The organism is Paenibacillus sp. FSL M7-0134 (assembly GCF_038007865.1).
Lineage (GTDB): Bacteria > Bacillota > Bacilli > Paenibacillales > Paenibacillaceae > Paenibacillus > Paenibacillus polymyxa_B.
Map to the genome: position 1 here is coordinate 2,928,642 of NZ_JBBOXV010000001.1, position 11,337 is coordinate 2,939,978.

The following is an 11,337-nucleotide window of genomic DNA, read 5'->3' on the forward strand; positions in this document are numbered from 1 at the left end:
ATGTTTAAATTAAGCGAGATTAAGGAATTGATCAAGCTGGTGGATGAAACGTCTGTGCATGAGCTTGAAATTGAAAATGAAGGAACTCGCCTGTTGATCCGGAAACCGGGCAAAAGCGAGATCGTTACGGTACAGGCTCCTGTGGCAACACCTGCTTATGCAGTCGCACCACAAGCTGTTATTCCAAATCCACAAGTACAGTCCGATGTTGGACTTGCAACTGCTGGGGAATCGAGGGAATATGCAAGCAATCTACATAAAATCGTATCTCCGATGGTAGGCACTTTCTATAGTTCTTCATCTCCGGATACGGCTCCGTATGTGAGTATCGGCAGCAAAGTGGGCGAAAAAACAACGGTATGTATCATTGAAGCGATGAAGCTGATGAACGAGCTGGAAGCTGAAGTGAAGGGCGAAATTGTGGAAATTTTGGCCGAAAACGGACAGTTGGTCGAGTATGGCCAGCCATTGTTCCTTGTGAAACCGGAGTAAAAAGCTTGTTTGAACCCTCTTTTGAGGGTTCGGCAAGACTACTCCCAGGGAGGATAAAGTCATGACATTTCAAAAAGTATTGATTGCGAATCGTGGAGAAATTGCGGTTCGTATCATTCGCGCTTGCCGCGAAATGAATATTTCGACAGTTGCCGTATATTCGGAAGCTGACAAGGATTCGTTACATGTGCGTCTCGCAGATGAGGCTTACTGTATCGGACCGACGCTATCTAAGGACAGCTACCTTAATTTTACGAATCTGATGAGCGTTGCTACATTGACTGAATGTGATGCCATTCATCCAGGTTACGGATTTTTGGCGGAAAACGCAGACTTCGCTGAAATTTGCGAATCGTGTAATATTACGTTTATTGGTCCTTCTCCTGAAGCCATTAACAAAATGGGAGATAAGGCCGTAGCCAAACAGACCATGAAGGATGCCGGAGTTCCGGTTATTCCGGGTTCAGACGGGCTGGTTGAGGATTTGCAGGATGCGATCAGCATCGCACGTGATATCGGATATCCGGTAATTATCAAGGCCACAGCAGGTGGCGGAGGTAAAGGTATTCGTATCGCCGAAGATGAGGATAACCTCATTCAGCAAATCACTACCGCTCAGCAGGAGGCGCAAAAAGCATTTGGCAATGCGGGTGTCTACCTGGAAAAATACTTGACCGGTATGAAACACGTGGAAATACAGATCATAGCGGACAAGCATGGTAATGTTGCCCATTTGGGCGAACGGGACTGCTCTGTGCAGCGTCGTCGTCAGAAGTTATTGGAGGAAGCACCATGTCCTGTACTATCGCAGGATGTTCGTGAAGAAATGGGTCAGGCAGCTGTTCGTGCAGCTTTGGCCGTTCAATACTCTGGTGCAGGTACTCTCGAATTTTTGCTTGGCCCGGACAATAATTTCTATTTCATGGAAATGAATACACGTATTCAGGTAGAACATCCAGTAACAGAAATGATTACTGGTGTAGACCTGATTAAGGAAATGATTTCTGTCGCTGAAGGACATCCGCTTTCCTTTACGCAGGAAGAAGTCACCATCAATGGCTGGGCGATAGAGTGTCGTATTAATGCTGAGGATCCGGATCGTAATTTTATGCCTGCACCGGGTAAAATCGGATTTTATCTGCCTCCAGGCGGTCCTGGAGTACGGGTAGACAGCGCAGCATATCCAGGTTATAGCATTCCTCCTTATTATGACTCTATGATCGCCAAGCTGATTGTGTGGGCACCTACACGGCAAGATGCAATTGCCAAAATGAAGCGGGCTTTGTCTGAGTTTGCTATTGAGGGCATACCCACAACGATTTCTTTTCATCAGCGCTTGCTAGAGCATCCTACCTTTATTAAAGGCGATTTTGATATTAAATTTTTGGAGGAAAACGAAGTTTAATCGGTATATTTCCTCAGTTTGTCATAATGAACGCCAAATGATATAGTATGGATAATAAGTGAGCATGTCTGCTTTGAAATCCAAAGCTGGAATGAAACTTATTTTGACCGAAAGGTGTTGAAGGTATGAGCACAGTGCCAACCGAATTCGAACGTACAGAAATTGGGGAGATTCAAATTGCCCCAGAAGTTATTGAAGTCATTGCCGGACTGGCTACCGTTGAGGTACCGGGCGTTGCGGGAATGAGTGGCGGATTTGCTGGTGGGTTTGCCGAATTGCTAGGCCGCAAAAATTTATCTAAAGGTGTAAAAGTGGAAGTCGGACAGCGTGAAGCTGCTGTAGACGTCTCCGTCATTATTGAGTACGGTAACCGTCTGCCTGAGGTGGCTGCTGCTATTCAGCATAATGTTAAGCGTTCGATTGAGAACATGACAGGTCTTAATGTTGTTGAAGTGAACGTGCAAATTCATGATGTTCAATTCAAAAGTGCCGAAAAAGTAGAAGAGCCGGAAGTGCTGGGCGCCGGACGGGTTAAATAGAGCGATACTTTGTACAAACCCCCGACCCTTATGGGTCGAGGGTTTACTCTAATTTAAGGAGGCTGTGCGTTTCGTGGCTAAAGTTATGGACAGACTTCTGCTGTTCTTGTACAGCTTAAGTATCGGAATTATTTCCATTCTCGCCATCCTCCTCCTGAGCGGGGCCATTCCGTATGTTTTAAGTATTGAGGATGAGCGAGTGGTGTGGTTTACCAGCCTGATTATTGCAGGGGTTCTGTTGTTATTGAGTCTTCGTTTTTTTTATATCTCTATTCGACGGAACCAAACCGTACAGCATTCTATTGATCAACGAACGGAATATGGTGACATTCAGATTTCAGTGGACACCATTGAAAATTTGTGCCTCAAAGCAGCTTCCCGATTTCGCGGGATGCAGGATTTGAAAGCACGCGTTCGCGTGTTGGAATCGGGACTTGATATTACGATTCGGGCGGTTGTAGACGGGGAAAGCTCCATTCCGGTGTTAACCTCCGAGGTACAAAAGGGGGTACACGATCATGTGGAAGAAATTACAGGAATTCCTGTGTCCAATGTGTCGGTGTACATCGCTAATGTTTCTCAGTCACCCAGCTTTAAGAGTCGTGTGGAATAGAGGTGATTTTCCCTGATGCCCTGGAAAGAAATATGGGGAAGTTACAAGGGCCGGATCATGGGGATCACGGCTGGTATTTTTTTCGGTTTTATTTATTTGTGGGCAGGCTTTTGGAATATGTTGTTCTTTGCATTGATGGTGTTCATCGGATATACGCTAGGAAGACGTAGCGATTCAGCGCTTGGTTCATTCCTCCCTTGGAAGGAATGGGGCGATTGGTTGTCGCAGCGTTGGCGTCCTTTTAAATGAACCCTGTGATACGTGTTCTCCAAAATAGAGCTGTAGCTTCTTTGCGCCCAACGTTTTGGAGGATGCGTTCACAGGTTTTTTTGTGGAAATTGGTTAGAATGAAAAATAGATATAGGCAAGCGTAGGAGGCAGGGCATGAAAAGACGTCTGGCGAGGGAATTAGCGGTACAGAGTATGTACCATATGGAAATGAATGAAGTGGATGCGGCAGCAGCCGTGGACATGTTGCTTCAGGAAGCCGCTGAGGAAAACGAAGCGGAAGTTGTCGTTAAAAACGCGGCAGTTTTAAGAGCGTATGTTTTGGAGCATGTGCGGGGTACGTGGGAGCACAAGGAAGCCATTGATGGGCTGTTGGTGGATTATCTTAAAGGCTGGCAGATCAGCAGACTTTCACGTGTAGATCGTCAAATTTTGAGACTTGCGGCATATGAGATGATTTTCCGTGAGGATGTTCCAGCTAAGGTAGCTGTTAATGAAGCGATTGAATTGTCGAAGCACTTTGGTACCGAGGAATCCGGTAAATTTGTTAATGGTGTACTGGGACGAGTGATTCAAGAACTGGAGCAATTGAAAGCACGTTTTTAAGTAGAGACTACTGAATCAGGTTGGAGAGTGGATAAACATGTCAGCACCGATCATTGATGGTAAACAAATCTCTCAGGATATTCGCGCAAGCATTCAGCAAGAGGTCATTCGTCTGAAAGAGCACCGGTTTCAGCCGGGACTGGCTGTTGTATTGGTAGGCGAAGATCCCGCTTCGCAGGTATATGTTAAAAACAAGGAAAAGGCATGCCATGATCTCGGCTATTACTCAGAGGTTCACCGGTTAACAGCAGATACTTCGCAGGAAGCATTGCTGGAACTGGTGGACAAGCTGAACCATCAAAGTACTATCCATGGAATTTTGGTACAACTGCCGTTGCCAAAGCATATTCATGAAAAAGCTGTCATTGACGCGATTGCAGTGGAGAAGGATGTGGATGGATTTCATCCGGTGAACGTAGGAAATTTGGTCATCGGTGACGATAGTCTATTGCCTTGTACTCCTGCTGGAGTCATTGAGTTAATCAAGCGTGCTGGAGTGGAGATAGCTGGTAAACATGCGGTAGTTATTGGTCGCAGTAATATCGTAGGCAAGCCAGTGTCTTTATTGTTGCAGCGTGAAAATGCTACGGTTACGATGTGCCACTCCCGTACAGCGAATATCGCGGATCTAAGTCGACAAGCGGATATCTTAGTCGTTGCGATCGGCAAAGCCAACTTTATTGATGCTTCGTTCGTGAAGCCCGGAGCGGTAGTGATAGATGTGGGGATGAACCGTCTGGAGAACGGAAAGTTGGCGGGGGACGTTGATTTTGAGAGCGTGAAGCAAGTGTCTGGTCCGATTACGCCTGTTCCCGGCGGAGTAGGCCCGATGACAATTACGATGCTGATGCAAAATACGCTTGTAGCGGCCAAGCGGTCGCACGGTTTGGCATAAGGGCAGCTGCCTGTGGCTGAACAACGTATTTACTCTATAAAGGACCTGAATCGTTATATCCGGATGAAACTGGAATCGGATCAGGTGCTGTCTGATGTATGGATACGCGGGGAAATTTCTAATTTTACGCATCATTCGAGTGGTCACATGTACTTTACGCTCAAGGATGAGGGGAGTCGCATACGTTCGATTATGTTTGCAACCCATAATCAGCGGCTCCCTTTCGTACCGAAAGAAGGTACGCGTGTTATTGCCCGGGGAAACGTATCCGTGTACGAACGAGATGGACAATATCAGTTTTATGCAACTCAAATGCAGCCTGACGGCATAGGAAGCCTTTATCTGGCTTACGAACAGCTCAAGCAAAAGCTGGATGCAGAGGGACTGTTTGATACTGCTCGTAAGCGTAATCTCCCTGCCCATCCGGCAACCATTGGCGTGATTACGTCACCGACCGGAGCGGCTGTGCGTGATATTATTACGACACTTCAACGGCGATACCCGCAGGCTGGAATTGTGTTGTATCCTGTGCTCGTACAAGGAAAAGGTGCCGCACCCTCGATAATCAAGGCAATTGAAGCTATGAATCGTATGCAAGAGGTTCAGGTGATGATCGTCGGACGGGGAGGTGGCTCGTTGGAAGAACTGTGGGCTTTTAATGAGGAAGCGGTTGCGAGCGCCATTTACGCATCGGTCATTCCGGTTATTTCGGCAGTTGGACACGAAACGGATTTTACTATTGCCGATTTTGTGGCTGACTTGCGTGCGGCAACGCCAACCGCAGCAGCCGAGTTGGCTGTGCCTAATCAGGCAGAGCTACGGGATCAGCTGCTCCAACGTGAGCAACGGTTGCGCAACGCCCTCCGGCAGCGGCTGGAAACCAGCCGTGAACGCTTGGCGAGGCTTCAGCGTTCGCCAGTTCTGCTGCACCCACGCCGTTATATGCTACAGCATGCAGAGCGAATGGACATGCTGCATCAGCGGCTGATTCGCGCAGCGGGTAACCGTTCGCGTTTGAACGCAGAAAAGAACGCACGTATGCGTCAGGTACTAGAGCGGTTTAATCCGCGTGAACAAATTCGTTCGGCACGCAAGCAGACGGATATGGCGCAACGTCAGCTGGAGTCTGCGATGCGTGCTATTACGAAAACGGGACGGCAGCAGTTGCACACGGGAATTCGTCAGCTGGATGCGCTGAGCCCACTCAAAGTCATGGCCCGAGGCTATAGCTTGGTATACGATGAGCAGGAGAAACGGCTGATTAAGTCGCTCAAAGACGTACAGCCGGGAGATTCCATCAAGATTAAAGTAAGTGATGGGCAGTTGGACTGCCAAGTATGGGGAATGAAGGAGGACGCGAAGCACGGTGGCGAATGAAACGGAATTGAATTTTGAAGCGGCTATGGCCGCTCTTGAAGAAATTGTCGGACAACTGGAGCATGGAGACGTTCCTCTGGAGCAAGCCATTGATTTGTTCCAGCGGGGGATGAAGCTGTCTCAGCTTTGCAGTCAGAAGCTGGAGCAGGTTGAACGTAAAATTGAAATGATCGTGGAAGAGGATGGAGATTTGCGCAAGAAGCCTTTTGGCGGTGGATTGGATGAAAACGGCGGTGAAGGGCTTGAATAGACCGTCGTTCAAGGAATATTTGACCGGGACGACGGATGTAGTTTCATCCGCACTGATCGAGCAGTTCCCGGTCGATTGGAACATTCCCGCTGTTCTTCGAGAATCCATGAATTACTCACTCACCGCAGGCGGAAAACGGCTGCGGCCTCTGCTTGTGATCGCTGCTGCTGAAGCATTCGGTGGAAGTAGGGAAGCTGCGCTGCCAGTGGCATGTGCGGTAGAAATGGTACATACGTACTCCCTCATTCATGACGACTTGCCAGCCATGGATGATGATGATTATCGGCGAGGTAAGCTGACGAATCATAAGGTATACGGCGAGGCGGTTGCTGTCCTTGCGGGTGATGCTTTGTTGACCCATGCCTTTTACAGCATTGTGCAAGCAGGACGGCGTCACGGTGTTTCATCCGATGCGCTATTGTCCATTGTCGAGGATTTGTCCGAAATGAGTGGCGCGCGGGGCATGGTAGGCGGACAGGTTGCCGATATGTCAGGCGAGCAAGGAATGACGGGGATCGAGGAACTGGAATATATCCATCTTCATAAAACTGCTGATTTGATTATTTTCTCGCTCTTGGCAGGTGGACGGATTGGTGGGGCGGACAAGAGTCAATTAGAGGCGCTTCGCCGTTTTGGACGAGACTTGGGGCTGGCTTTTCAGATACAGGACGATATACTGGACCTCATAGGCGATGAGAGCAAAATGGGTAAGAAAACGCAAAGTGATGTTGAACAGGAGAAGGTTACCTATCCGTATTTCATTGGTATGGACGCATCTTTGCAGCAGGTGGAGAAACTCACCGCATCTGCTAAAAAAGTGATAACAGAGAGCGGTATTCCCGATTCTTCTCGTTTGCTGGAGATAGCCGATTACCTGATGAAGCGTGATCATTAGTTGCCTTAGAGCTGTTTTGACTTGTCTGCGTTTAAGCACAGTCAAAAAGTGTGATATAATACTTGTTAACTTTACACACAAACTTGAAGGAAAGCGGGGAGATATGCGTGCTGCTTCCACACATAAAGCAACCAGGCGATCTGAAATCACTGTCGGTTGAGGAGTTGGCTTCTCTGGCCGAGGAAATCAGGAGCTTTTTGATTGAGAAGCTGTCCGTGACTGGGGGGCATCTGGCATCGAATCTGGGAGTGGTTGAGCTCACGATCGCCCTGCATTATTGCTATAACAGTCCGAAGGACAAGATGATTTATGACGTTGGGCACCAAGCCTACGTACACAAAATATTGACAGGGCGAATGGATCGTTTTGATACACTTCGTCAGCGTGATGGACTTTGTGGTTTTGTAAAAAGAAGCGAGAGTGAGCATGATGTTTGGGAAGCCGGTCATAGCAGCACTTCTCTGTCGGCCGCAATGGGAATGGCTTTGGCTCGAGATTTGAAGGGCGAGGACAATAAAGTCATTGCAATGATCGGAGACGGCGCGTTGACTGGGGGGATGGCCTTCGAAGCGTTGAATCATATCGGACATGAGCGCAAAAATTTAATGGTCATTCTGAATGACAACGAAATGTCCATAGCACCTAATGTGGGGGCCATGCATAATTATTTGAGTAAAATCCGCTCGGACCGTCATTATTTGCGAGCAAAAGATGAGCTGGAAGTTTTGCTGAAAAAAATACCCGCGATCGGCGGTAAACTTGCCAAATCGGCTGGCCGTGTCAAGGACAGTCTTAAATATATGATGGTGCCTGGTGTACTGTTTGAGGAACTGGGACTTACGTATCTCGGTCCAGTGGACGGGCATGATTTGCCGAAGCTAATCGAAACCTTCCAGCAGGCTGATAATGTCACTGGCCCTGTATTGGTGCATGTCGTAACCACCAAGGGCAAGGGCTATAAACCTGCAGAGGCAGATTCACACAAATGGCACGGAATCAGCCCTTACAAGATTGAATCGGGTCAGGTACTCAAAGCTGTAGGTAATCCGATGTATACGGAAATTTTCGGCCGAACGCTGATTGAGCTGGCTGAGCAGGATGAGCGCATCGTTGCGGTCACGCCTGCTATGCCTGGTGGATCAGGACTGGTACCGTTTAGTAAAGAGTTTCCTAGCCGTATGATTGACGTCGGCATTGCTGAACAGCATGCAGCTACCATGTGTGCTGCGTTGGCAATGGAAGGGCTGAAACCGGTGTTTGCGGTGTATTCGACTTTTATGCAGCGTGCTTATGACCAGATTGTGCATGATATCTGTCGTCATAATGCGAACGTAATGTTCGCGATTGACCGTGCAGGTTTTGTTGGGGCTGACGGAGAAACTCATCATGGCGTGTTTGATGTGGCATTCTTACGTCATATCCCGAATCTTGTGCTTATGATGCCAAAGGATGAGAACGAGCTACGCCATATGATGAAAACAGCGCTCGATTATGAAGACGGTCCAATTGCTTATCGTTACCCGCGTGTTAATGTGGTTGGCGTGCCGTTGGATAAAGAATTACAGGCTATTTCCATCGGCAGTTGGGAGCTCCTGCGTAAGGGTGAGGGCTTTGCTGTAATTGCATCAGGACCGATGCTCCAGGTGGCGACAGAGGCTGCGGAGGCGATGAAACGTGAAGGGTTGCAAGTGGGCGTAGTGAATGCCCGTTTCCTGAAGCCTTTGGACGAGGATATGTTGCGTGAGCTGGCTCGTCAGCATACGAAGCTGATCGTATTGGAAGAAGCTTCTGAAGCAGGAAGCTTGGGTAGCGCTGTACTGGAATTTTACGCCAAAGCCGAAATACAAGAGGCGCAAGTGCGCCTAATGGGGATTCCCGATCTGTTCGTGGAGCATGGCTCCATTAAAGAGCAGCGTGCTGAAGTAGGGCTTACCATTGAAGATGTATGCTTAAAGCTGCGTAAATGGGCTGCTGAACCAGCATATGGCATGGGACAGTCCGTATAGGGTAACTTGAAGCGAAGACCATGACGTTTATAAAAAGTATGACAAGAGCAGCCTGGCTGCCTAAAGGGAGATTAACATGTCTGTTCCGAAGGAACGCATTGATGTATTACTTGTAGAACAAGGCTTTTTTGAAAGCCGTGAAAAAGCTAAAGCTGCGATTATGGCTGGTCTAGTGCTGGCGGACAGCGAACGGATAGAGAAAGCGGGTATGAAGGTACCACGCGCCAGCGAGCTTAAAGTTAAGGGCTCGGTGCATCCGTATGTAAGCCGTGGAGGATTAAAGCTAGAGAAGGCCATTCGTCAATTTGAGCTGGATATGAAGGGCAGGACAATGCTGGATATTGGTTCGTCCACTGGAGGTTTTACGGATTGTGCACTTCAGCATGGAGCGGAATACGTATACGCCATTGATGTGGGTTATAATCAGCTGGATTGGTCGCTTCGTAATGATGAACGAGTATGCGTAATGGAAAAAACGAATTTCAGATATATGACACCTGCGGATTTGAATGGTTCTGTCCCGAATTTCGCAAGTATTGACGTTTCGTTTATTTCATTACGTATTATTTTGCCCCCGTTGCTTGCCTTATTGCATCAACCTGCTGATATTGTAGCTCTAATCAAGCCGCAATTCGAAGCTGGACGCGAAAAGGTTGGAAAATCCGGTGTGGTCCGTGATCCTGCTACGCATAAAGAAGTGTTGCAGACCATTCTGATGTTTGCGCATGAGCTTGGACTTACGCTGCAAGGTTTGGCTTATTCGCCTATTACAGGTGGAGAAGGCAATATTGAATTTTTAGCGCATTGGCGTTTGGATGGGCTTCCTGCTGCAGAATCGCAGCTGGAGAAGATGGATTTCAGACCACTAATTGAACGTACCGTTCAGGAAGCAGGTCAGACTTTTAATAATGGTCCATCGCGTAAGTAACATTCAGGGGTTCTCCATGAGTTCTGTGAACTTAAGGGAACCTCTTTTTGGTGTGAGGGATTGATTATAGAACTCACGTTCGCCTATAATGAGATGTACAAAGGAAAAGGAATTTTACATCTTGTCCTAGAATATGTCCATGAGGTGATCGGTCCATGGACACAAGATATGATACGATTATCATCGCTGTAATCGGGGTGATATTAGGGATATGGGCTTTATATAGCCTGCGTGCCTGGTTGAAGGAGCCAGGGCCGCTTGTGCTAAAGACAATACCGATTAACGAGGATTTGGATGAAGGGCCTGCTATAGATATACTCGAAGAAGCAGGTTATGAAGTAGTGGGTGGGAAAATGAAAATACCGCTTGCTTTTAAAGTGAATGGACATACCGTGTATAGCCGTTTGTTTATAGACTACGTGGCTGTACGAAACGGTTCGACATATATGGTCAAAACGTCACGCCGCAAGAAACCAATGGAGTGGAGTGGTCCTGATTTACGGGACAGGCTCATGCCGTATTTGTTGCTCTATCCGGGTTGCGCGGGTGTATTGTACGTTGATACGGACGAGCGAAGTATTCGCCTTATTACATTAGTGGAAGACCTCGAAGAAGAGGAATATGAAGGTTAATCCATAGGAGGATTATATGAAGGGTCAACGACATATTAAAATTAGGGAAATTATTTCACAACATGAGATTGAGACGCAGGATGATCTGGTTGAAGCATTGCGTAAGGCTGGTTTTCAGGTCACACAGGCGACCGTATCGCGTGATATCAAGGAGCTGCTGCTGATCAAGGTTCCAATGGACGATGGCAGATATAAATATTCAATGCCTTCAGATCAGCGCTACAATCCGGCCCAGAAACTGAAACGTACGTTGGTCGATAACTTTTTGCATATTGACTACACAACCAATCTGATTGTGATGAAGTGTCTGCCGGGAACAGCCAACTCGATTGCTGCTTTATTGGACAATATTGAATGGTCCGAGATTATGGGTACGATTAGCGGAGATGACACCATTTTGATTATTTGCCGATCGGAAGAAAACAGCGAAGCTATCGTGAATCGTCTTATGGGCTACATTTCCTAATTATA

14 protein-coding genes are annotated in these 11,337 nt (G+C 47.6%); all 14 read left to right on the forward strand.

The window, feature by feature from the left end; translation table 11 throughout:
- The 14 genes from accB (at position 1) to ahrC (ending at position 11,332) form a co-directional block, all read left to right on the forward strand.
- A complete protein-coding gene (accB, locus tag NSQ58_RS13040; RefSeq protein ID WP_023989251.1) occupies positions 1-492 on the forward strand; it encodes an acetyl-CoA carboxylase biotin carboxyl carrier protein in 492 nt (163 codons plus the stop codon).
- A 61-nt stretch (positions 493-553) separates the two neighbouring features.
- Complete coding sequence (gene accC, locus NSQ58_RS13045; protein WP_023989250.1) at positions 554-1,897, forward strand: acetyl-CoA carboxylase biotin carboxylase subunit; 1,344 nt, start codon at positions 554-556, stop codon at positions 1,895-1,897.
- Between the two features lie 125 nt (positions 1,898-2,022).
- The gene (locus NSQ58_RS13050) at positions 2,023-2,436 is read left to right on the forward strand and encodes an Asp23/Gls24 family envelope stress response protein (protein ID WP_028540595.1); all 414 of its coding nucleotides are present in this window, start codon (positions 2,023-2,025) and stop codon (positions 2,434-2,436) included.
- Positions 2,437-2,509: 73 nt separating this feature from the next.
- Complete coding sequence (amaP, locus tag NSQ58_RS13055) at positions 2,510-3,049, forward strand: alkaline shock response membrane anchor protein AmaP (protein ID WP_013310819.1); 540 nt, start codon at positions 2,510-2,512, stop codon at positions 3,047-3,049.
- Between the two features lie 15 nt (positions 3,050-3,064).
- Positions 3,065-3,298, forward strand: coding sequence for a DUF2273 domain-containing protein (locus NSQ58_RS13060; RefSeq protein ID WP_023989248.1), 234 nt, complete (start codon positions 3,065-3,067; stop codon positions 3,296-3,298).
- A 135-nt stretch (positions 3,299-3,433) separates the two neighbouring features.
- On the forward strand, positions 3,434-3,883 hold the full coding sequence (gene nusB, locus NSQ58_RS13065; RefSeq protein WP_013310817.1) for a transcription antitermination factor NusB: 450 nt from the start codon (positions 3,434-3,436) through the stop codon (positions 3,881-3,883).
- Positions 3,884-3,920: 37 nt separating this feature from the next.
- On the forward strand, positions 3,921-4,778 hold the full coding sequence (gene folD, locus NSQ58_RS13070) for a bifunctional methylenetetrahydrofolate dehydrogenase/methenyltetrahydrofolate cyclohydrolase FolD (RefSeq protein ID WP_071558532.1): 858 nt from the start codon (positions 3,921-3,923) through the stop codon (positions 4,776-4,778).
- Between the two features lie 12 nt (positions 4,779-4,790).
- On the forward strand, positions 4,791-6,155 hold the full coding sequence (gene xseA, locus NSQ58_RS13075; protein ID WP_341057565.1) for an exodeoxyribonuclease VII large subunit: 1,365 nt from the start codon (positions 4,791-4,793) through the stop codon (positions 6,153-6,155).
- Positions 6,145-6,405, forward strand: a complete 261-nt coding sequence (gene xseB, locus NSQ58_RS13080; protein WP_013310814.1) for an exodeoxyribonuclease VII small subunit — start codon at positions 6,145-6,147, stop codon at positions 6,403-6,405. Before xseA ends, xseB begins: the two co-directional genes overlap by 11 nt.
- Positions 6,377-7,300, forward strand: coding sequence for a polyprenyl synthetase family protein (locus NSQ58_RS13085; RefSeq protein ID WP_068941553.1), 924 nt, complete (start codon positions 6,377-6,379; stop codon positions 7,298-7,300). Before xseB ends, NSQ58_RS13085 begins: the two co-directional genes overlap by 29 nt.
- A gap of 107 nt (positions 7,301-7,407) precedes the next feature.
- A complete protein-coding gene (gene dxs / locus NSQ58_RS13090) occupies positions 7,408-9,306 on the forward strand; it encodes a 1-deoxy-D-xylulose-5-phosphate synthase (protein ID WP_023989244.1) in 1,899 nt (632 codons plus the stop codon).
- A gap of 76 nt (positions 9,307-9,382) precedes the next feature.
- Positions 9,383-10,234 (forward strand): TlyA family RNA methyltransferase, encoded by an 852-nt coding sequence (locus tag NSQ58_RS13095; protein ID WP_023989243.1) that lies wholly within the window; start codon positions 9,383-9,385, stop codon positions 10,232-10,234.
- A gap of 155 nt (positions 10,235-10,389) precedes the next feature.
- Positions 10,390-10,866, forward strand: a complete 477-nt coding sequence (locus tag NSQ58_RS13100; protein WP_028540597.1) for a hypothetical protein — start codon at positions 10,390-10,392, stop codon at positions 10,864-10,866.
- 16 nt (positions 10,867-10,882) lie between these two features.
- Positions 10,883-11,332: a transcriptional regulator AhrC/ArgR gene (gene ahrC / locus NSQ58_RS13105; RefSeq protein ID WP_013310809.1), complete on the forward strand. Its 450-nt coding sequence runs from the start codon at positions 10,883-10,885 to the stop codon at positions 11,330-11,332.
- Positions 11,333-11,337: the final 5 nt, after the last annotated feature.

Bases quoted from the DNA above. Each gene is read 5' to 3' on its own strand.
- accB (WP_023989251.1), top strand. From the start codon at position 1: ATGTTTAAATTAAGCGAGATTAAGGAATTGATCAAGCTGGTGGATGAA.
- accC (WP_023989250.1), top strand. From the start codon at position 554: ATGACATTTCAAAAAGTATTGATTGCGAATCGTGGAGAAATTGCGGTT.
- NSQ58_RS13050 (WP_028540595.1), top strand. From the start codon at position 2,023: ATGAGCACAGTGCCAACCGAATTCGAACGTACAGAAATTGGGGAGATT.
- NSQ58_RS13060 (WP_023989248.1), top strand. From the start codon at position 3,065: ATGCCCTGGAAAGAAATATGGGGAAGTTACAAGGGCCGGATCATGGGG.
- nusB (WP_013310817.1), top strand. From the start codon at position 3,434: ATGAAAAGACGTCTGGCGAGGGAATTAGCGGTACAGAGTATGTACCAT.
- folD (WP_071558532.1), top strand. From the start codon at position 3,921: ATGTCAGCACCGATCATTGATGGTAAACAAATCTCTCAGGATATTCGC.
- NSQ58_RS13085 (WP_068941553.1), top strand. From the start codon at position 6,377: ATGAAAACGGCGGTGAAGGGCTTGAATAGACCGTCGTTCAAGGAATAT.
- NSQ58_RS13095 (WP_023989243.1), top strand. From the start codon at position 9,383: ATGTCTGTTCCGAAGGAACGCATTGATGTATTACTTGTAGAACAAGGC.
- NSQ58_RS13100 (WP_028540597.1), top strand. From the start codon at position 10,390: ATGGACACAAGATATGATACGATTATCATCGCTGTAATCGGGGTGATA.
- ahrC (WP_013310809.1), top strand. From the start codon at position 10,883: ATGAAGGGTCAACGACATATTAAAATTAGGGAAATTATTTCACAACAT.